This window comes from Janibacter sp. RAF52 (assembly GCF_052114035.1).
Lineage (GTDB): Bacteria > Actinomycetota > Actinomycetes > Actinomycetales > Dermatophilaceae > Janibacter > Janibacter hoylei.
The window spans coordinates 59,138-79,942 of record NZ_JBFRDY010000001.1 but is presented as its reverse complement, the minus strand read 5'-3'; the positions used below and the strand labels follow the sequence as shown (position 1 = coordinate 79,942).

The following is a 20,805-nucleotide window of genomic DNA, read 5'->3' as shown; positions in this document are numbered from 1 at the left end:
GCGTCACCCCAAATCGCCCCGATCAGCCCAGCGAGGAGCGCAGCGCGCGCAGGCGCGCGAGCGTCGAGTGCTGCCCCAGGATCTCCATCGACTCGAAGAGCGGCGGGCTGATCCGCGCCCCCGACACGGCCGTGCGCAGCGGCCCGAAAGCGAAGCGCGGCTTGATGCCCATGCCGTCGACGATCGCCTCGCGCAGCGTCGCCTCGATCTGCTCGGCGTGCCACTCGTTGCCCGCCCGGCTCTCCTCGGAGAGGACCCCGGCCGGCACGTGCAGCGCCTCGAGCGCGCCGATCGCCGCGTCGAGCACCTCCCCGGCGTTGTCCTTCAGGCCTGCACGCGCGTCCTCGTCGATCTGCAGGTCGGCGTCGGCTGTGTAGAAGGGCCGCACCAGGGCGCTCGCCTCGGTGAGCAGCGCGATGCGCGTCTGGATGAGCTCGGCGACCGACTTCAGCCGGGCCAGCTCACCCAGCGAGGGGTTGTCGCCGAGCACCCCGTCGGCCTGCAGGTAGGGCTGCAGCCGCGCGGTGAAGTCGGTCAGGTCGAGGTCGCGGATCCACGCGCCGTTGAGCCACTCGAGCTTCTTGAGGTCGAAGATCGGGCCGACGGTGTTGACCTTGCTCCACGCGAAGTCGCGGCTGAACTCCTCGAAGGTGAACTTCTCGACGTCCTGGCCGTCCTCCCCCTTCGCCGGTGGGTAGGCCAGCAGGCCGAGGAAGTTGACGACGGCCTCGGGCAGGTAGCCCTGCTCCTGGAACCACGTGAGGCGGGCCTCGGGGTTCTTGCGCTTGGAGATCTTCGACTTGTTGGTGTTGCGCAGCAGCGGCATGTGGGCAAACTTCGGCGGCTCGAGGCCGAGCCACTGGTAGAGCAGCACGTGCTTGGGCGTCGAGGAGATCCACTCCTCGCCGCGCACGACGTGGGTGATGCCCATCTCGTGGTCGTCGACGACGACGGCCATGTGGTAGGTCGGGAAGCCGTCGGCCTTGAGGATCACCTGGTCGTCGGGGCGCGGCGCGGAGACGGTGCCGCGGATGACGTCCTCGAAGGTCGTCGGCGCGTCGTCGGGCACGAGCATGCGCACGACCGGGGTCTCGTTGAAGCCCTCGAGCTCGGCGCGCTCCTCACGCGTCTTGCCGACGCACAGGCGGTCGTAGCCGGTGGGCAGCTTGAGCTTCTGCTGCTTCTCACGCATGGCCGTGAGGCGCTCGGTGGAGCACCAGCAGTAGTAGGCGTGGCCGTCCTCGATGAGCTTGTCGACGTACGGCCGGTAGGTCTCCAGACGCTCGCTCTGCCGGTAGGGCGCGTAGGGGCCGCCGACGTCGGGGCCCTCGTCCCAGCGCAGGCCGAGCCACCCGAGCGTGTCGTAGAGCTGCTGCTCGCTCGTCTCGTTGAAACGGGACCGGTCGGTGTCCTCGATGCGCAGGACGAACTGGCCACCCTGCTGCCGCGCGAAGGCGAGGTTGAAGAGGGCCATGTAGGCGGTGCCGACATGGGGGTCGCCGGTCGGCGAGGGCGCGACGCGCAGGCGGACGGAGGACGCGGAGGGTGCAGCGTGTGCGGAGGAGTCGCTCATGATGGCCCGATCGTATCGCCGTCACCGGCCGGGTCAGTCGGGGTAGCGCTCCTCGAGTGCCTGCTCCATCGGGTCCCAGTGGTGACCCCACACGCCCGCGCCGAGGTCCGCACCGGTCTGCGCCCCCTCGGCGATGTCACGTGCGGTGTCGAAGGGGTTGAGGTCGAATCCGGAGGTGACGGCGCCGACCATCGTGCCGATGATCGCGCCCGTCCGCACGACGGCGTCGCCCTGGGCGCTCTGCGGGGTCTCGAGGACGATCTGGGTGCCGGGCGCGTCGGGCATGAGCCCCGACAGCGGCCCGCTCTGCTGCTGCTGGGTGAGGATGTCGGTCGACGTGCTGTAGGTGCGGATCTGCCCCTGGTCCGTCGCCGCCAGGACCGAGGCCGCCGTCGCTCCCCCACCGCGCAGCTCGGCCGCCGCCTCCGCGGTGTTGTCGTGCACGCCGGCCGCGTCGAAGGTCACCGCGGGCTGACCCGTGGCCATCGCCGCCGCCGCGGCCAGACCACCACCGAGCGAGTGTCCGGTGAAGGTGACCTCTCCGCCCGTCGCCACGTCGACCTGCTGGGCCAGGGCCATCGCCTGGGTGTACTGCTGGGCGGGCAACCCCACACCCTGCCGGCCGTTGTCCAACCAGTCCGACAGCTCGGAGTCGCTGCCGCGGAAGGCGAGCACGTATCCCCCGTCGGCCGTGCGGTAGAGCGCTGACTGCAGGCCGCTGCCCGCGTCCTCGAAGGTGGCGGTGTCGATGCCCAGGGCGTGCAGGTCGTCGTCCGACACCTCGGAGTACCCCTCGGGCAGGTCGGGCTGGCTGTCGTGCAGCAGCGGGTGGTCGTAGAGCCCGTTGTCGGGACCGTAGACGTGGTGGGCCAGCGCCCACAGGTCACGATCGACCGGCTGCCCCTCCGTGCCGCGCACGTCCTCGTCGAAGCTCGACCCGGTCCGCGGGTCCGGCGTGGGAGGTCCGGTCCGCGGTGCGGCCGGGCCCGGGGTGGACGGTGTGGCGGGTGCGCCACCTGAGCCACCGCTCGCCGCGACCTGCTCGTCCGCCTGCGCCCGCAGTGCGCGGGCCACCGTCGTCAGCCGGGTCGTGCAGTCGCCGAGGGCCCGCTCGGCGAGCCGCCACTCCTGCCGGAAGTCGTCGAGGTCGCTCCCCTGCCAGGCGGCGGTGAGCAGGCCGAGCCGGGTCGTGCCGTCGGCGTGCACCCGGGCCACGCGAGCGGCCTCGTCGTCGAGTCGCGAGGCGACCTCGCGCAGTCGCTCGGCATCGGTGCCGTGGGTCAGGGTCATCGTCGCTCCCGCCGTGGATGAGACGACCGTAGCGGCGGGTGACCGGTGGCGACATGGGGAGGACTCCCCCCTTCGAGGCTCCTCCGTCGCACCTCAGGACGACGCCTTCACCGGGTGGGCCGCAGGGGGTCAGCTTGACCGGGGTGCGTACATGATGACGGCGACGCCGGCCAAGCAGATCAGCGCGCCGGCGACGTCCCAGCGGTCGGGGCGAAAGCCGTCGAGGGCCATGGCCCACAGCAGCGACCCGGCGACGAAGACCCCGCCGTAGGCGGCGAGGATCCGCCCGAAGTTGGCGTCGGGCTGGAGCGTCGCGACGACGCCGTAGAGCCCGAGCGCGAGCACGCCGGCCCCGACCCACACCCAGCCGCGGTGCTCGCGCACGCCCTGCCAGACGAGCCAGGCCCCGCCGATCTCGAGGACCGCCGCGAGGACGAAGAGCGGGACCGAGCGGGCGACGTCCATGTCAGCCGCGCGTCACTCGGACGCGACGAAAGGGTTGGACAGCGTGCCGATGGCGTCGATCTCGACGTCGACCCGCTGACCGGCCGTCACCGGGCCGACCCCCGCCGGGGTGCCGGTGAGGATGACGTCGCCGGGCAGCAGGGTGAAGGACCGGGAGGCGTGGCTGATCAGGGCCGCGACGCCGTGGACCATGTCCGAGCTGTGGCCGTCCTGGACGACCTCGCCGTCGCGCAGGGTCGTGATCGACACGTCCTGCGGGTCGAGGTCGGTCTCGATCCACGGGCCGAGCGGGCAGAAGGTGTCCATGCCCTTGGCCCGCGCCCACTGGCCGTCGCCGCGCTGCAGGTCACGCGCCGAGACGTCGTTGGCGATGGTGTAGCCGAAGATGACCTTCTTGGCCTCCTCGGGCTGGATGTCCTTGCACATCCGGCCGATGATCACCGCGAGCTCACCCTCGTAGTGGACCTCGGAGGTCAGGGCGGTCGGGATGACGACCGGGTCGTCGGGGCCCACGACCGCCGTGTTGGGCACGAGGAACATCATCGGCTCCTCGGGCACGTCGTTGCCCATCTCGGCGGCGTGGTCGGCGTAGTTGCGCCCGATGCCGATGATCTTGCTGCGCGGGATGACGGGTGCGAGCAGCCGCACCTCGTCGACCGTCGTCGTCCTGCCGGTGAGCTCGATCCGCTGGTAGAGCGGGTCGCCGGTCACCTCCGCGATCTTCTTGCCGTCTGCGTCGACGAGCCCGTAGACGGGGTCGTCACCTTGGGTGTATCTCGCGATGCGCACGAGTCCACCCTAGGCGACTGCCTACCCTGTGGTGCGATGCTCCCGACGACCCTGACCCGCGACGAGTGGACGACGCGTGCCCGCGAGCACGCCACCGCCGTCGACGAGCTGACGGCCGGGCACCGCGAGCGCCGCGCCCGGGGCGAGCGGCACCCGGTCGAGGACTTCCTCTTCGAGTACTACGCGCACCGGCCGAGCCAGCTGCGCCGATGGCACCCCGGCCCGGGCGTCGCCCTGCGCGACGCGCCGGAGTACGCCGACCGCTCCGGCTACGTCGTGAGCGGGGGCGTCGCCCGGCTCGACCTCGACGGCCTCGTCGGGCGAAGGGGGCGGACCGTCGCCTTCGTGCGGGACCTGCTCCTCGCGACGCTGTCGCGCCCCGGCACCCACGACTGCTTCGGCCTGCACGAGTGGGCGATGGTCTACCACCTCCAGCCCGGCGAGCAGCGGCACGAGCAGCTCCCCCTTCGTCTGGGGCAGGAGGCGACCGACGCGGTCGTCGACGGCCACCGGATCCGGTGCAGCCACCACGACGCCTACCGCTTCTTCACCCCCGACGCGGTGGAGCTGAACTCCCTTCGCCCCACCCGTGAGGACCAGGTCGAGCACGAGCAGCCGGCCTGCCTGCACGCCGGCATGGACGTCTACAAGTGGTGCTTCAAGCTCGCGCCGGCTGTGCCCTCGGAGCTGACGCTGCGCGCCTTCCGGCATGCGCTGCAGGTGCGCCGGCTCGACATGCAGGCCTCGCCGTACGACGTGTCGGGCTTCGGGCTGGACCCCGTCGCGATCGAGACGCCGCAGGGCAAGGCGGAGTACGTCGCCCGGCAGCGTGAGCTGATGACGACCTCCAACGCGCTGCGGCGAGAGCTCGTCGACGTCTGCGACCGGCTGCTCGCCGCGCCCGAGTCCGCATTTCCCTAGGGAAATGCGGGCTGGAGTGCGCATTTCCCTAGGGACATGCGGGCTCAGGGGCGCAGGACGAGCAGGCCGAGGTGCAGCTCGAGGCGGTCGCGCCCGCGCGAGAGGTCGAGACCGGTGATCGCCTCGATCCGCCGCAGCCGCGCGTAGACGCTCTGCCGGTGCAGGCCGAGATGGGCCGAGGTCGCGGCGACGGAGCAGCCCCCTTCGAGGTGGGCCCAGGCGGTCTCGACGAGATCCGGTGCGGCGGAGAGCAGCTCGGCCACCGCGGGCGTGCGCACCGCGGCGAGCAGCTCGTCACCCGCGGTCGTGCCGAGCAGCCGCTCGATGCCGAGCGCGGCCCACGGGTGGACGCGGGCGGCGGCCGGCGGACGGTCGATGTCGCCGGGGGCCGGCCGCACGACGCGAAGGGCGGCCCGCGCCTCCCGCAGCGAGCTCGCGACCTCGGGCAGCGGCACGAGCTCACCCACACCCGCGACGACGTGCGCCTGGTTGACCCGACCGAGCACCTGCAGCGCCGCCTGTGCCTCCTCGTGCACCTCCGCCTCCCCGGCCGCGGGGACGACGAGCACGAGGTCACCGGATCGCTCGGCGACCCCGACGTGACGCGGCAGCCCGCCCGGGCCGTGCACCTCGTCGGCGCGCAGGCGGGTGCCGGGCGCCGCCCCGAGCACGACGACGGCCGCCCGGACGCTCGGGTCGACGGCCAGCTCGTCCGCGAGCTCGCGGGCCGGGCCGCTCCCCGAGCGCGGACCGGCCGCGACGAGGTCGAGGACGAGCCGCTCGGTCTCGCGGCGACGGGAGACCAGCCGGGCGAAGTGCTCCCCCGCGCGATCGGCCACCACGCCAGCCGCCGTCACGCGCTCCGCCGACAGGCCCCCCGGCGGCTCGACCGCCCACAGGTAGCCCTGGACGACCCCGTGCCAGCGGGCCGGCAGGCACAGCCGGGCACCCGTCCCCCGCTCCGGGTCCGCCGGGATGTGCACCGGGCCGCTCGCCCGCGCGATGCCGAAGGCCTCGAACCACTCCCGAGTACTCGGGTGCGCACCCCTCGACATGACGGTCTCGACCCGCACGCTGTCGGCGTCACCGGCGTGCGCGGCGAAGGCGAGCAGCCGGAAACGACGGTCCTCGAGGGTCACCGGGGCGAGGAGGATCGCGGAGGCCTCGTCGACGAGGTCCTGCAGATCGGCCATCGGACAAATGTAGGCGGAGCGGCCCACTGCACCAGGCCACCCCTAGGGGTGTTGCAGCCCGGGCCCGCCCTTCCTACTGTCGAGAGATGACGATCTACAGCACCACGGTCCGGGCCGCGCACCTTGTCACCAACGCCGCCTGGTTCGGCGGTTCGCTCATGGGCGCCGTCGCTCTCAACCCTGCATCACGAGTGGGCGACAGCGCTCAGGAGCGCTCACGCATCGCCGACGAAGGGTGGACCTCGTGGGGACCTGTGCAGGCCGGCGCGATCGGCGTGCACCTCCTGAGCGGGCTGGCGATCGTCGCCGACAACAAACGGCGCGTCGTGGTCCACCCACCGACCACAACTGCAGTCGTCGTGAAGACGGCTCTCACCGGCGTCGCGCTGGTCGCGAGCGCCGCCGCGTATCGCGAGGGGGCCCGGCTCGGTCGTGCCCAAGAGGCCGGCGACCGGGACCCGGAGGCGGCCCAGCGCGTCCGCGACCTCTCTGCCCGTATGCGCTGGCTCCAGTGGGCCACCCCGATGGCGACGGGCGGCCTGCTCGTCCTGGACGCCGCCCTCGGCGAGCAGCAGCGTGGTCCGGCCGGTCTCCTCGATCGCGCGTCGTCGCTGCGACGTTCATGACGACCAGCACGGCCGCCTCGCGGCCCTTCAGCTTCTTGGCTTGGGCGGACCAAGACCTCGTCCTCGCCGCCCGCGACGTGGCGGCAGACATCCCGGCGGCACTGTCGCTGGCGATCGACCTGAGCCCGCTCTCCTCCCACCTGGGGACGAGCACATGGTCCTACCTGCAATCCCTGGGCTCCCTCGGCGCCGGCGATCTCACCGTCGCCCGGGTCGTCGAGCCGCACCTCGATGCGCTGAGCATCCTGGCGCAGGCGGCCGCCGCACACCCTGGCGCCGACGGTGGCGACGTGACCGTCAGCGCACCGCGGGGCAGCACCTGGGGCGTCTACGCGGCCCACTCCCCGGACACCCATCTGGACGCCACCCGCTCGGATGCGGGCTGGCGTCTGTCGGGGAGCAAACCGTGGTGCTCGCTCGCGGCCCACGTCAGCCACGCAATCATCACCGCGCACGTGTCCGCCGAGCGGCGGCAGGCCTTCGCCGTCGACCTGTCGCACCCCGGCATCCGACGGGACGACGCGTCCTGGGCTTCGCGCGGGCTCGTGGACGTGCGCAGCACCGGCCTGGACCTGCACGACGTCCCAGCGACCCCCGTCGGCCCGGCCGGGTGGTACCTGACCCGACCGGGATTCGCGTGGGGTGGGGTCGCCGTGGCGGCCGTGTGGTTCGGAGCTGCGGCAGCCCTCGCGCAGCGCGTGCTCGACGCTGCATGTCGCCGGGAGCCCGATCAGATCGCGACCTGGCACCTCGGGCGCCTCGACCGGGCTCTGCGGGCCGCCGAGTTGGAGCTGCGGGCGGCAGCCGCCGCGATCGACGCGGGGACGGCCACGGGTGCGGCGGGCGCCTTCATGGCCGCCCGGGCCCGCGACGCGGCAGCGTCCGCCGCCCACGTCTGCCTGACCGAGGTGGCTCGGGCGCTGGGGCCGGCTCCGCTGACCTTCGACGAGGAGCACGCCCGTCGGGTCGCGGACCTCACCGTCTACGTCCGGCAGCACCATGGCGACCGCGACCTGGCGCGCACCGGAGCGCTGCTCGTCGAAGCCGCACGATGACCACCCGGACGCCACGCCTGGACCACCCCGACGGCGAGCTGCGGTGGGTGGGCGACCCTCGATGGTCATCGGTGAGGACACCCACGACGCGTGCCGTCATCGGCGACCACCACCACCTACTCGTCGTGGCAGCCCACCCGGACGACGAGTGCTTGGGCGCCGGGGCCTTCATCGCCGATGCCGCCGCGCTCGGCGTGGACGTGACGCTGCTGATCCTGACCAGCGGGGAGGCGTCGCACCCTCGCTCCTCCACGGTGAGCCGTGAGGACCTGGGCGCTCGTCGGCGCGCCGAGGGCGAGCGAGCCGCCGCTGAACTCGCGCCGGCCGCACACGTCGTGCACGTCGGGCTCCCCGACGGCGGCCTCGCAGAGCGCCAGGAGGAGATCTCGGCTGCCGTCGCCTCCTTCTGCTCCGCGGGCACCCTCGTCCTGGCCCCGTGGACGTCGGACGGACACCCCGATCATGACGCTGCTGGTCGCGCAACCCGCACCGCGGTCCTCTCCCGGACGTCCGCCGGAGAGGCGGGGGTCAACCTGGCCCACTACCTGGTGTGGTTCTGGCACTGGGGCGAACCCGACCTGCTGCCGTGGTCGGACCTCGTCGCCGTCGACGCGACCTTGGACGCCCAGTCCCGTCGCACGCGGGCGGTCCAGCGGCATCACAGCCAGGTCCAGCCGCTCTCGACGGCCGCGGGTGACGAGGCGTTGCTGACGGACGCAGTGCTGGCGCCGACCGTGCGTGGCTTCACCACCCTGGTCCTGCCCGACCGCGGCAACCTGCGCCCCGATGCGCCGAGTTCGCAGCGCCCCGCCACGTTCGACGCGATGTTCGACTGCGGCGAGGACCCCTGGTCGAGCGACACCTGGTACGAGCGGCGCAAACGTGCCCTGACCACGGCCGTCCTGCGACGCGAGCGGTACGAACGGGTGCTCGACCTCGGATGCTCCACGGGTGCGCTCACGCGCGACCTCGCGTCGCGGTCGGGTGACGTCGTGGCGATCGACGTCAGTCAGCGCGCACTCGACATCGCTGCTCGCGACGCACCGAGCGGCCTGACCTGGATCAGGGGCGAGGCCCCCTCCATCATCACCGAGCTGAGCGGACCCTTCGACCTCGTGGTGATGTCCGAGGTCGGCTACTTCCTCACGCCCTTCGAGCTGTGGCTCACCCTCGGCGGTCTCATCGAGCGGCTCGCTCCCGGCGGTGAGCTCGTCCTGGTGAGCTGGCGGCACGCGACCCGCGAGATCCCCTCGGACGGCCCCCGCGTGCACGCTCAGGTCCGCGCCGTGTGTGACCGCTGGTCGGTGGTCACCCTCGTCGAGGAGGACGTCCTCATCGACGTCTACGAGGCGTCCCGATGATCCGCGCCCTGCACGTCGTCGTGCCCGCACGCAACGAGGAGGTGCTGCTCCCCGAGGCACTGGCCAGCATCGACGCCGCTCGGCGCCGGGCGAGCACCGTCCATCCCGAGGTGATGATCGACGTCACGGTCGTGCTCGACCGCTCCGTCGACGGCTCCGCGTCGGTCGTCCGCCGAGCGGGTGTCCGCAGCCTCAGCGTCGACCACGGCAATGTCGGCGCCGCCCGACGCAGTGGGGCCACCGCTGCCCTGAGAACCGCCGCGGCCCTTCAGATCGGTGTCGATGACCTCTGGCTCGCCTCGACCGATGCCGACACCGTCGTCCCCCCGCACTGGCTGGTCGGACACATCGACCTCTCCCGGACCCATGACGCGGTCATCGGCACCGTCGAGCCGCGCGGTCTGACCGACTCGCGCGTGCTGATGGAATGGCGCGCCCGGCACCACCTGGTCGAAGGGCACCCTCACGTGCACGGCGCCAACCTGGGCCTGCGTGCGAGCACCTACCTCGCCATCGGAGGGTTCCGCGCGATGGCGAGCGACGAGGACGTCGACCTCGTGCGGCGCATCCGCGCTCACACGCCGTCATGGGTGGCGACGGACACGGTGCGAGTGTCCTCCTCGGCCCGTCGGAACGGTCGGTGCCGGGGTGGTTTTGCGGAGTACCTCACCGACCTCGCGGACGAGGTGGGCTAGTGCGCATCGCCATGCTCGCCACCTCGCGTCACCCCATCGCCGAGCCCTATGCCGGTGGCCAGGAGTCGCACACTGCGCTGCTGGCGCGCGGACTGCGGGAGCTCGGGCACCACGTGCGGATGTACGCGCCCGCGGGCAGCGACCCCGGTGTCGCCGACGAGCTCGTCCCCTATCGCGGTCTGCCCGACCTCAGTGCCGTGGCCGCGCTCGACCCCCAGTTGCCCGAGCCCGACTTCCTGCGCGACCACGCGGCCTTCACCGCGGCTGTCGTCGACCTCCTCGCCAGGCCCGTCGACGTGGTCCACAACCAGAGCCTGAACTTCCTCCCGCTGGCTTTCAGCCCGGCGGTGGCCGCACCACTGGTGACGACGCTGCACACTCCCCCCTTCCCCTGGATGGAGCTCGGGGTCGCCCTGGCGAGCCCGCGCGTCGAGTACGTCTGCGTCAGCCGCACCAACGCGGCAGACTGGAGCACGCTGCCCACCCGCCCGAGGGTCATCCACAACGGGGTCGCCGACGACGGCGGCGGCTCGGGCGCAGGGGGCGAGGACCTGGTGTGGGTCGGCCGTCTGACGCACACCAAAGGATGCGACCTCGCCATCTCCGCCGCGCGACGAGCCGGGCGGCGCCTGACCATCGTCGGCCCGGTGAGCGAGCAGGCGTGGTTCGACGACGTCATCGCGCCCCAGCTCGACGATCGTGTGAGGTACGCCGGACATCTGCCGCACTCCGAGTTGGCCGCGCTCGTGCGCGCCAGCGCGGCGACCTTGCTCACCCCGCGGTGGGAAGAACCCTTCGGCCTCGTCGCGGCGGAGTCTGCGACCTGGGGAACCCCGGTCATCGCTCTGGATCGGGGTGGTCTCGCAGAGTTCGTCACCCCAGAGATCGGCGTCCTCGTGAGTGCCCGGGGGGACGCCGACAGCATCGTCCGGGGACTGAGCGACGGCGTGGACGCAGCGGCTTCGCTCCCCCGCGAGGGCGTGCGCCACGCCGCCCTGAGGGACCTGGGCTCGGAGCGGATGGTGCACGAGTACGCGAGCCTGTACCGCGAGCTCGTCGGCTCGGGACGAGGCCGAGCGTGAAGGTCGGCTGGTACGTGCACCACCACGGCTCCGGGCACCGCACCCGAGCGATGCTCGTTGGCCGTCGGCTGGCCACGCACGGGGTCGATGTGACCCTCCTCGGCTCAGAGCTGGACCTGGCCGCCACGCGCGCCGCCGGACTCGAGTCCGTGCCGCTGCCCCACGACGCTCCTCTCGCCGACGGCGCATCGGCCAGCGACGCCGACGTGACGATGCGCGGCCTCATGCACTGGGCACCGTTGGGCCACCGGGGATTCAGCGAGCGCATGACGACCATTGCACGGTGGATCCAGGTGCACGAGCCCGACGTCGTCGTCGTGGACGTCTCGTGCGAGGTGACCGTGCTCGTCCGACTCCTCGGTGTCCCGGTCATCGTCGTGGCACAGCCGGGACTGCGGCGCGACGCGCCGCACCAGAGCGCTCTGGCCGCAGCCACCGCCGTTCTCGCCCCATGGCCGGAGTGGGCCCACACGCAGCTGTGGTCGACCGAGACCTTCGCCGCACGCGTCGTGGCCGTGGGAGGACTAGCCCGCGGCCCGCGAGCAGCCATCGCCTCGGCAGGCCGGCACCGGACGAACGCCCGGGACGGCGTGCGTCGCGCCACGGGTCTCATCCTCTCGGGCTCCGAGGGATTCGACCGCGGAGACCTGCCGATGAGCATCGTCCGCTCGGCCCCACACCTCGACTGGCAGGTCGCGGGCGGAGACGTCTGGGTCCCGGACGTGCGCAGCCTGATCGCTCGCGCGGACGTCGTGGTCACCCACGGCGGGCAGAACGCCGTGGCTGACGTCGCCGCTGCCGGTGTGGCGGCATTGGTCGTGCCACAGCGCCGACCCTACGAGGAGCAGGAGCACATGGCCGCGACCCTCGACGCCGCAGGTCTTGCGACCGCGGTCCGGCCCGAGGACCTCGACACGATCGACTGGGCCTGCGCGCTCGACACGGCCTTGGCGCGAGGCGGCCGGGGGTGGGTGCGGTGGGAGTGCGCAGGTGCCGTCGACCGGGCGGCCGCGCTGGTCGAGGCGGTGGCCGGTGGCTGAGCACATCGTGATCGTGACCGTCGTCCACGGCCGGCACGCGCACCTGCGCGAGCAGCGCAGGATCCTGCGCGACGTCTCCCCCGGGACGCCGCACATCATCGTGGCCATGGACGACCACGCCATCGACGACGTCGTCGCTGGCCAGCCGAGCGTGACCGTCATCCATGTCGAGCGCGATCCTCGCGGTCTCCCCCTCGCGCGAGCACGCAACATCGGGGTGCGGGCAGCGCTGCGCTCCGGCGCGGACCTGGTGATCCTGCTCGACGTGGACTGTGTGCCCGGACCACGTCTGGTGAGCTCCTACGAGATCGCTGCCGAGAAAGTTCCTCAGGCCCTGCTCTGCGGACCGGTGACCTACCTCGACGAAGGCGTCCGGGTCCCGGACGACGCCCGCAGGCTCGACGACCTGACCGACCCCCACCCCGCCCGGCCGGCACCAGCGCCCGACACGATCCAGCGCGACGGCTCGCACGAGCTCTTCTGGTCATTGAGCTTCGCGGTCAAAGCGTCCACCTGGGACCTGCTGGGAGGCTTTGCCGAGGAGTACGTCGGCTACGGGGCCGAGGACACCGACCTCGGTCGGGTCGCCCGCGAGCGAGGTGTCGAGCTGGTCTGGGTCGGAGGCGCCCATGCCTACCACCAGCATCACCCGGTGTCACGGCCGCCGGTCGAGCATCTCGTCGACATCGTGCGCAATGCATCGATCTACTGGCGACGTTGGCACGAGTGGCCCATGTCGGGGTGGCTCGACGAGTTCGAGAGGCAGGGCCGCATCATCCGTCGTCCCGGCAAGATCGTGCTCGTCGCGACGGCGGACGGCAACGAGACCCGAGCCTGACCGAGTCGGTGACCGCGGCTATGGTCAGCGCATGAGCGCCCCTGCACGTGGCCCCTTGAGGGTCGCCCTGATCAACGATCACGAGCTGATCATCCAAGGAGTCGCCGCCATGCTCGAGCCCTACGCCGACGTCGTCAGGGTCGTCGAGCTGGATGCAGGGACCACGGTGGCTCAACCGGTCGACATCGCGCTGTACGACACCTACGCCCGCACCGCGTTCGACGGTGACGACCTCGACGTCTTGTGCGCCGCCCCCCACATCGGGCAGGTGGTCCTCTTCACCTGGCATCTGTCCGAGGACCTCATCGAGTCAGCTCGGGCCCGCGGGGTCACCACGGCGATCTCCAAGTCGGTCAGCGCGGAGGATCTCGTCATGGAGCTGACCAAGGCTCACGAAGGGCATCTGCGGGTCATCCCCTTCCAGCCGGACTCCACGCTCCCCACCAACTACTGGCCCGGCCGCGCGGCCGGCCTGACGCCTCGTGAGTCAGAGATCATCGCTCTCGTGACCGCCGGTCTGAGCAACAACGCCATCGCGGAGCGGACGTGCCTGAGCATCAACTCGGTCAAGTCCTACATCCGCTCCGCGTACCGGACGATGGGCGTGGACAGCCGCAGCCAGGCCGTCCTCTGGGGGATCGACAACGGCATGGCCCCGACACGCAAGCGGATCGTCCTCGAGGCGCCGCCCACGCCCGCCGACTACTGACCCGACGCGCTGCCGCGCTGCGACCCCCTTCGACCGGATCGATCGGGTTGAGCCGGCGCGCGGCGCGACACCGTGTACCCGCCTGCCCACCCACGACTGGGGTGTCAGCTCGATCGGCGAGCGACCGGCCAGCACCGCGTCGATCGCGGGCGCAGCGCGTCACGAGTGGCCGAGACCGCGTGGGGCCCCGGCCACTCGTGCTGCGGTCACGGCTTCAGCACGACCTTGATGCAGCCGTCCTGCTTCTTCTGGAACATCGAGTACGCGTCAGGAGCCTGTGTCAGCGGCAGTCGGTGGGTCGCAAACGCCTCGAGACCGAGGGGGTCGCCGTCCTCGAGCACGAGCGGCATGATGTCGTCGATCCACCGCTTGACGTGGCACTGGCCCATGCGCAGAGCCAGACCCTTGTCGAAGATCTCCATCATCGGTAGGGGGTCGGCCATCCCGCCGTAGACGCCGCTCACCGAGACCGTGCCCGAACGTCGGACGGCTCCGATCGCCGTGCGCAGTGCGGCGAGGCGGTCGATGCCGACCGTCTTCATCATCGGCTTGGCCAGGACATCCGGGACCAAGCCGACGGCCTTGATGGCGGTCTCGGCCACGGGTGCGCCGTGGGCCTCCATCCCGACCGCGTCCAGGGAGCCGTCGACCCCGCGGCCGTCGGTGAGCTCGCGGATCGCGCCCGGCACGTCATCGGTCTCGTCGGTGTTGATGACTGCCGCGCCGTACTGGCGCGCTCGTGCCAGCCGCTCCGGCACGTTGTCCACGCCGATGACCTGCAGGCCACGCTGGGTCGCGATGGCGACCGCCATCAGGCCGACCGGTCCCAGCCCGATGACGGCGAGGCTGCCCCCGTCGGGCACGTCGGCGTATTCCACCCCCTGCCAAGCGGTCGGGAGGATGTCGGAGAGGTACAGGAACCGCTCGTCGGCCACGCCCTCGGGGACGAGGATCGGGCCGAACTGTGCCTGCGGGACGCGCAGGTACTCCGCCTGGCCCCCCGGGACGGAGCCGTAGAGCTCGGTGAAACCGAAGAGCGAGGCCCCCATGCCCTGCTCGCGCACCTGCGTGGTCTCGCACTGGGCCATGAATCCGCGCTGGCACATCCAGCAGTGCCCGCACGAGATGTTGAAGGGGACGACGACCCGGTCGCCCACCGAGATGTGGGTGACCTCCGACCCCACCTCCTCGACGATGCCCATGGTCTCGTGGCCGAGGATGTCTCCCTTCGACAGGAAGGGGCCGAGTGGGTCGTAGAGATGGAGGTCGGATCCGCAGATCGCCGTCGATGTGACACGGATGACCGCGTCGGTCGGGTGCTCGATGCGAGGGTCGGGGACGTCGTCGATGCGGACGTCGCTGCGGCCTTGCCAGGTGAGTGCCTTCATGTGGTGCCTCTCCGTCGTGGTGTCTCAGGCGTCGAGGTCGCGGTCCCACTGGCGTGGTCCGGCGATCCTCGACAGGAATGTCGTGTTGTCCTTGGCCGTGTCCAGGCCCAGGCAGGCCGCGTCGAGCTTGTCGCTGAGACCGGCCGCCGCGACGAGAGCATCGGTGGCGCCGCCGAGCCCGATGACCTTGTAGTGGTTGAAGGCGTCGGTGAGGAAGTCACGCGCTGCTGGCTCGTCGGCCAGGACGGCTCCACCGTCGGGCCCCGTCAGGACCGCGATCGCGTCGTACAGCACCGAGGGGGCGCCGGCGACGGCCTGCGTCGCCTCGAGCAGCGAGTCGTCGGACAGCGTGGCGCCCCCGACGGCCTTGGCGACGACCTCGCAGATGCCGCCTGCCTTCGTCATGGCCTTGCGCAGACGCTTGACCGCGGCCGCGTCCGCGCCGTCGCCGACCAGCAGCCCCAGCTTGCGGCCGGCGAAGGTCTCCTTGGCGTTGGCAAGGATGCTCAGAGCGGGGCTCGGCGGCAGATCCCTGATGGGCTCCGCGGCCGGGACGGAGGCCTCCGGGAGGGGCATCCGCAGGCCCGCGGCCACGCCAGCGGCGAGGTCCTCGTCGACATTGCGCAGGTTGGCGATCATCCGTGACCTGATGGCCGGGATCTCGCACTTGCCCAGCTCGAAGGTGTACGCGAGGACGATGTGCTCCTGCTCGACCGGCGTCTGGCTGACGTAGAACTGCCGGGCCTGACTGTAGTGATCGGCAAAGGACGCGCTGCGCACGCGCCGGGTCTGGCCCTCGACCTCGTCGGGGAAGGGTTGCTGTCCCTGCGCACCCACCTCGCGCGGCCCTCGGTCCTCGCCGCTGAAGGAGTTCGGCTCGTAGGCCGCCCGACCAGGCTGCGGTGACATCTGCATGTGACCGTCGCGCTGGAAGTGAGCGACGGGGCACCGGGGCGCGTTGACCGGCAGCTGGCTGAAGTTGGTGCTGCCGAGCCTCTTCAGCTGGGTGTCGAGGTAGGAGAAGTTGCGGCCCTGGAGCAGGGGGTCGTTGCTGAAGTCGATGCCCGGCGGCACGTTCTGCGTCATGAAGGCGACCTGCTCGACCTCGGCGAAGACGTTGTCGACGAGCCGGTCCAGGGTCATCGTGCCAACAGTCCGGACCGGGATGAGCTCCTCGGGGATGAGCTTGGTCGCGTCGAGGACGTCGAAGTCGAACTCGTCGGCGAAGGCGTCGTCGAAGACCTGCACACCCAGCTCCCACTGCGGGAAGTCGCCGACGGTGATGGCGTCGAAGAGGTCGCGGCGGTGGAAGTCGGGGTCGGCGCCGTTGATCTTGACCGCCTCGTTCCAGACCACGGACTGCATGCCCAGCACGGGCTTCCAGTGGAACTTCACGAAGGAGCTGTCGCCGGCGTCGTTGATGAAGCGGAAGGTGTGGACACCGAAGCCCTCCATCATGCGGAAAGAGCGCGGGATGGCTCGGTCCGACATCTGCCACAGCGTCATGTGGGTCGACTCGGGCATGAGCGAGGCGAAGTCCCAGAAGGTGTCGTGGGCGCTCTGCGCCTGCGGGAAACCGCGGTCCGGCTCCTCCTTGACTGCGTGGACCAGGTCGGGGAACTTCACGGCGTCTTGGATGAAGAAGACCGGGATGTTGTTGCCGACGAGGTCCCAGTTGCCCTCGTCGGTGTAGAACTTCGTGGCGAACCCGCGCACGTCCCGCGCGAGGTCGAAGGAGCCGAGGTTGCCGGCCACGGTGGAGAAGCGGACGAAGGTCTCGGTCTTCTTGCCGGCCGAGGCGAAGATGCTGGCACGTGTGATGTCGGCGAGCGACTCGTGGCACTCGAAGACCCCGTGAGCTCCGTAGCCACGCGCGTGGACCACTCGCTCGGGGATGCGCTCGTGGTCGAAGTGGAAGAGCTTCTCGCGGAACGCGTGGTCGGACATGAGGGTCGGACCACGCCCACCCGCTCGCAGTGAGTTGTTGTCGTCCTCGATCGGGACGCCGTGCGCCGACGTCATGACCGGGCTATCGCCGCCTGCTCGCTGGTGGGTCTCGCCGCCGGCACCGACGCCGTCGTCGGCAGGTGGATCGGCGTCGTGGTTGGTGGTGCGCTTCGTCGTGGGCATCGAGATGACCTCCTCAGGCTGGCGACGTTCAGGAACCCGCGGCCGGGTCGACGTCTCCTTCGACGCTAGGCAGGGGATGCCCGAGGCACTACCTCCCAAGGGGTGGAGACAGGACGCGTGTCACACAGACCCCGACCGTGCCGACCAGACAGATGTATGTCGATGAGCGGCTTGGGGCAGACGTCTGGCTGTGGTCATCGCCACGTCGCGCGCCTACCGTCGAGAGCATGACGACGACACCCGTCCAGACCGACCCGGCCACCGCCGCGTTCGCCCCCTTCGTCGAGGAGGCCATCGCCCTCGCCGCCCGCTGGTCCGCCGCGGCCAGCGCCGGGGAGACGAAGCGGGAGGCGCAGTCGACCGGCCAGCTCGCCGCGCTCCTGTCCGACCACGAGGGGCTCGACCTCGCCGTCTTCTTCGTCGACCGGGTCGCCCGGCCCGAGGACGACCGGGTCGCGGCCACCGCCCTCAACCGGATCACCGCCTCGGACGCCGCCTCCTTCCTCGGCCCGCTCGACCGCAGCCTGCTCGGCCTCGGCGCCCGCGCCGCGCGGATCGCGCCCAAGGTCGTCGTGCCCGCCGCCCGCGCGCGGATGAAACAGATGGTCGGCCACCTCATCGTCGACGCCCGCGACCCCAGGCTCGGCCGTCACCTGGCCGCCGCCCGCGAGGACGGCTTCCGCCTCAACATCAACCTCCTCGGCGAGGCCGTGCTCGGCGAGGGCGAGGCCTCCTCGCGCACCGAGCGCACCCGCGAGATCCTCGAGCGCCCCGACGTCGACTACGCGTCGATCAAGGTCTCCTCGCTCGTCAGCCAGATCAGCACGTGGGACACGGCGGGCACCGTCGAGCGCTGCCTGACCCGCCTGCGCCCCCTCTACGAGACGGCCCGGGCCTCGACGCCGCACGCCTTCGTCAACCTCGACATGGAGGAGTACCGCGACCTCGAGATGACGATGGAGGTCTTCACGACCCTCCTGTCCGAGCCGCAGTTCCACGACCTCGAGGCCGGCATCGTCCTGCAGGCCTACCTGCCCGACGCGCTGCCCGCCCTCGAGCGGCTCGTCGACTTCGCCCTCGCCCGCCGCGCGGCCGGTGGCGCCCCGATCAAGGTCCGCCTCGTCAAGGGCGCCAACCTCGCCATGGAGCGGGTCGAGGCCGTCATGCACGGCTGGGAGCAGGCCCCCTACCCGACGAAGGGGGATGTCGACGCCAACTACCTGCGCTGCATCGAGCGGGCCCTGCGCCCCGAGCTCGCGGGCGCGCTGCGCCTCGGCGTCGCCTCGCACAACCTCTACGACGTCGCCGCCGCCCACCTGCTCGCTCAGCACCGCGGCGTCTCGGCCGCGCTCGACGTCGAGATGCTGCAGGGCATGTCCCCCGCCCAGGCCCGCGCCGTGCGCGACGAGGTGGGCACCGTCATCCTCTACACGCCAGTCGTCGCCCCCCAGGACTTCGACGCCGCTGTCTCCTACCTCGTGCGCCGCCTCGAGGAGACCGCGTCGCCGGAAAACTACCTGCACGCCTCCTTCGCCGACGACCCGTCGGCGATGCCCGACCAGGAGGCTCGCTTCCGGACGAGCGTCGAGGCCATCGGCTCCACGCCCGTCGGGCCGCGCCGCTCCGCCGAGCGGGCACCCATCGGCGACCACTTCGACAACACGCCTGACTCCGACCCGGCGCTGCCGGCCACCCGCGAGTGGGCTGCCCGGGCCGTCGCCGCACCCCGGCCCGAGCCGACCTCACCTCACCTGGGCAGCACCGCCGCCGTCGACGAGGTCGTCGCCACCGCCCGCACTGCCCACGAGGGCTGGGCCGCGCGGCCTGCCGCCGAGCGAGCAGACCTGCTGCGCAAGGCCGCTCGCGAGATCGACGACCGCCGCGAGGAACTGCTCGCGATCATGGCCGCCGAGGCGGGCAAGACCGCCGCCGAGGCCGACCCGGAGATCTCCGAGGCCGTCGACTTCGCGCGCTACTACGCCGACCGCGCCCTCGAGCTCGAGGACGGGGCGATGGCCGACGGGGCGCGCTTCACCCCCTTCGCCCTGACGCTCGTGACGCCGCCATGGAACTTCCCCGTCGCCATCCCCATCGGCGGTGTCCTGGCTGCACTCGCCGCGGGCTCCGCCGTCGTCATCAAGCCGGCGCCGCAGACGCCGGTGTGCGTCGAGGCGACCGTCGCGGCGCTGCACGCCGCCGGGATCCCCCGCGAGGTGCTGCACGTCGTGCGCACCGACGAGGACGAGATCGGTCAGCACCTCGTCGCCCACCCCGACGTCGACACCGTCGTGCTCACCGGCGCTAGCGAGACCGCGCGGCTCTTCGCCGGCTGGCGCGCCGGACGCGAGCACGGGGCCGGCGTCCTCGGCGAGACCTCGGGCAAGAACGCGCTCGTCGTCACCCCGTCAGCCGACCTCGACCTGGCCGTCGCCGACCTCGTCTCCTCGGCCTTCGGCCACGCCGGTCAGAAGTGCTCGGCCGCCTCGCTCGGCATCCTCGTCGGGTCGGTCGCCGACTCCGAGCGATTCCGCCGTCAGCTCGTCGACGCGGTCGAGTCGATCGCCGTCGGGTGGCCGGCGGACCTCGACACCCGCATGGGCCCGGTCATCGAGGTGCCGAGCGGCAAGCTGCTCCGCGCGCTGACGACCCTGGAGCCGGGCGAGCGCTGGCTCGTGCAGCCGCGTCGCCTCGACGACACCGGCCGGCTCTGGTCGCCGGGCGTCAAGGACGGCGTGCGCCCCGGCTCCTTCTTCCACCTCACCGAGGTCTTCGGACCGGTGCTCGGGCTCATGCGCGCGGACTCCCTCGACGAGGCGCTCGAGCTGCAGAATGCGACCGCCTTCGGCCTGACCGGTGGCCTGCACAGCCTCGACGAGGAGGAGATCGAGCGCTGGACCGAAGCGGTCGAGGTCGGCAATGCCTATGTCAACCGGCACATCACCGGCGCGATCGTGCGCCGCCAGTCCTTCGGGGGGTGGAAGGCCAGCTCGATCGGTCCCGGCGCCAAGGCGGGCGGCCCCAACTACGTCGCCCAGCTCGGCACGTGGTCCGCCGACGGCGTCCCGACGAAGGGGGCGTCCGTCGCCTCCGCGGTCCGCGCCACCGTCGACGCGCAGCTCGCCGGACTCGGCGACACGGTCACCGACGAGGAGCGCGCCTGGCTCGAGTCGGCGCTCGCGAGCGATGCGGCCGCCTGGGCGGACGAGCTCGGGGTCGAGCACGACGAGAGCGCGCTGGTCGTGGAGACCAACGTCTTCCGCTACCGCCCGCACCCGCGGGTGCTCGTGCGCGCCGGCGCCGGGGCGCGACCGGTCGAGGTGCTGCGCCTCGTCGCAGCCGCCACCCTCACCCGAGCCCGCGTCGTCGTCTCCGCCGACCCATCCCTCGACCTTCCGGCGAGCCTCGGCCACGTGCAGGTCGTCACCGAGGACGAGGCGGCCTGCCTCGTGCGGGCCCGCGCGACCGCCGACGTGCGCGTGCGCGCCATCGGCGAGGTCCCGCCCACCCTCGTCGACGACCTCGTCGCCGGTGGTGTCGACGTCATCACCGGCGAGGTCCTGGCGACCGGACGCCGCGAGCTGCTCCCCTTCGTCCGGGAGCAGGCCGTGAGCACCACCCGGCATCGCTTCGGTCACGTGGCGGGCTGATCG

The 20,805-nt window shown here is 71.8% G+C and carries 17 protein-coding genes; 10 read left to right on the top strand and 7 right to left on the bottom strand.

Annotated elements, in window-relative coordinates:
• Window positions 1-22 precede the first annotated feature (22 nt).
• The 4 genes from gltX to AB4Y78_RS00335 form a co-directional block, all read right to left on the bottom strand.
• The gene (gltX, locus tag AB4Y78_RS00350) at window positions 23-1,573 is read right to left on the bottom strand and encodes a glutamate--tRNA ligase (RefSeq protein WP_441713836.1); all 1,551 of its coding nucleotides are present in this window, start codon (window positions 1,571-1,573) and stop codon (window positions 23-25) included.
• 33 nt (window positions 1,574-1,606) lie between these two features.
• On the bottom strand, window positions 1,607-2,863 hold the full coding sequence (locus AB4Y78_RS00345; RefSeq protein ID WP_441713835.1) for a WXG100 family type VII secretion target: 1,257 nt from the start codon (window positions 2,861-2,863) through the stop codon (window positions 1,607-1,609).
• Window positions 2,864-2,992: 129 nt separating this feature from the next.
• Window positions 2,993-3,328, bottom strand: a complete 336-nt coding sequence (locus AB4Y78_RS00340) for a YnfA family protein (protein WP_259909841.1) — start codon at window positions 3,326-3,328, stop codon at window positions 2,993-2,995.
• Window positions 3,329-3,340: 12 nt separating this feature from the next.
• Window positions 3,341-4,117 carry a fumarylacetoacetate hydrolase family protein gene (locus AB4Y78_RS00335; protein WP_007927884.1) on the bottom strand — a complete coding sequence of 259 codons (777 nt, stop codon included), beginning with the start codon at window positions 4,115-4,117 and terminating at the stop codon, window positions 3,341-3,343.
• 36 nt (window positions 4,118-4,153) lie between these two features.
• Between AB4Y78_RS00335 and AB4Y78_RS00330 the strand changes: the two genes are divergently transcribed.
• Window positions 4,154-5,038, top strand: a complete 885-nt coding sequence (locus AB4Y78_RS00330; protein WP_441736809.1) for a 3-methyladenine DNA glycosylase — start codon at window positions 4,154-4,156, stop codon at window positions 5,036-5,038.
• Window positions 5,039-5,082: 44 nt separating this feature from the next.
• Here AB4Y78_RS00330 and AB4Y78_RS00325 read toward each other — a convergent pair whose 3' ends face one another.
• Window positions 5,083-6,231 (bottom strand): PucR family transcriptional regulator, encoded by a 1,149-nt coding sequence (locus tag AB4Y78_RS00325; protein ID WP_441713833.1) that lies wholly within the window; start codon window positions 6,229-6,231, stop codon window positions 5,083-5,085.
• Between the two features lie 86 nt (window positions 6,232-6,317).
• On the opposite strand from AB4Y78_RS00325, the gene AB4Y78_RS00320 reads away from it, so the two are divergent.
• The 8 genes from AB4Y78_RS00320 (at window position 6,318) to AB4Y78_RS00285 (ending at window position 13,637) form a co-directional block, all read left to right on the top strand.
• Window positions 6,318-6,857, top strand: coding sequence for a hypothetical protein (locus tag AB4Y78_RS00320; RefSeq protein ID WP_007927891.1), 540 nt, complete (start codon window positions 6,318-6,320; stop codon window positions 6,855-6,857).
• The gene (locus AB4Y78_RS00315) at window positions 6,854-7,912 is read left to right on the top strand and encodes an acyl-CoA dehydrogenase (protein ID WP_441713832.1); all 1,059 of its coding nucleotides are present in this window, start codon (window positions 6,854-6,856) and stop codon (window positions 7,910-7,912) included. Before AB4Y78_RS00320 ends, AB4Y78_RS00315 begins: the two co-directional genes overlap by 4 nt.
• 71 nt (window positions 7,913-7,983) lie before the next feature.
• The gene (locus AB4Y78_RS00310; protein ID WP_259909836.1) at window positions 7,984-9,273 is read left to right on the top strand and encodes a bifunctional PIG-L family deacetylase/class I SAM-dependent methyltransferase; all 1,290 of its coding nucleotides are present in this window, start codon (window positions 7,984-7,986) and stop codon (window positions 9,271-9,273) included.
• Window positions 9,270-9,968 (top strand): glycosyltransferase, encoded by a 699-nt coding sequence (locus tag AB4Y78_RS00305; RefSeq protein ID WP_238148250.1) that lies wholly within the window; start codon window positions 9,270-9,272, stop codon window positions 9,966-9,968. The genes AB4Y78_RS00310 and AB4Y78_RS00305 overlap by 4 nt, the downstream gene beginning before the upstream one ends.
• On the top strand, window positions 9,968-11,050 hold the full coding sequence (locus AB4Y78_RS00300) for a glycosyltransferase (RefSeq protein WP_441713831.1): 1,083 nt from the start codon (window positions 9,968-9,970) through the stop codon (window positions 11,048-11,050). Before AB4Y78_RS00305 ends, AB4Y78_RS00300 begins: the two co-directional genes overlap by 1 nt.
• A complete protein-coding gene (locus AB4Y78_RS00295) occupies window positions 11,047-12,090 on the top strand; it encodes a glycosyltransferase (RefSeq protein ID WP_441713830.1) in 1,044 nt (347 codons plus the stop codon). The genes AB4Y78_RS00300 and AB4Y78_RS00295 overlap by 4 nt, the downstream gene beginning before the upstream one ends.
• Window positions 12,083-12,928 (top strand): glycosyltransferase family 2 protein, encoded by an 846-nt coding sequence (locus AB4Y78_RS00290; RefSeq protein WP_128277432.1) that lies wholly within the window; start codon window positions 12,083-12,085, stop codon window positions 12,926-12,928. The genes AB4Y78_RS00295 and AB4Y78_RS00290 overlap by 8 nt, the downstream gene beginning before the upstream one ends.
• Before the next feature lie 31 nt (window positions 12,929-12,959).
• Complete coding sequence (locus AB4Y78_RS00285) at window positions 12,960-13,637, top strand: helix-turn-helix transcriptional regulator (RefSeq protein ID WP_040881314.1); 678 nt, start codon at window positions 12,960-12,962, stop codon at window positions 13,635-13,637.
• Between the two features lie 206 nt (window positions 13,638-13,843).
• On the opposite strand, the gene AB4Y78_RS00280 is transcribed toward AB4Y78_RS00285, so the two are convergent.
• Together AB4Y78_RS00280 and AB4Y78_RS00275 are read right to left on the bottom strand one after the other, a co-directional pair.
• On the bottom strand, window positions 13,844-15,025 hold the full coding sequence (locus tag AB4Y78_RS00280; protein ID WP_441736807.1) for a zinc-dependent alcohol dehydrogenase: 1,182 nt from the start codon (window positions 15,023-15,025) through the stop codon (window positions 13,844-13,846).
• A 24-nt stretch (window positions 15,026-15,049) separates the two neighbouring features.
• A complete protein-coding gene (locus AB4Y78_RS00275) occupies window positions 15,050-17,155 on the bottom strand; it encodes a catalase (RefSeq protein WP_441713828.1) in 2,106 nt (701 codons plus the stop codon).
• Window positions 17,156-17,382: 227 nt separating this feature from the next.
• Between AB4Y78_RS00275 and AB4Y78_RS00270 the strand changes: the two genes are divergently transcribed.
• Window positions 17,383-20,802, top strand: a complete 3,420-nt coding sequence (locus tag AB4Y78_RS00270; RefSeq protein WP_441713827.1) for a proline dehydrogenase family protein — start codon at window positions 17,383-17,385, stop codon at window positions 20,800-20,802.
• The last annotated feature ends 3 nt before the right edge of the window (window positions 20,803-20,805 follow it).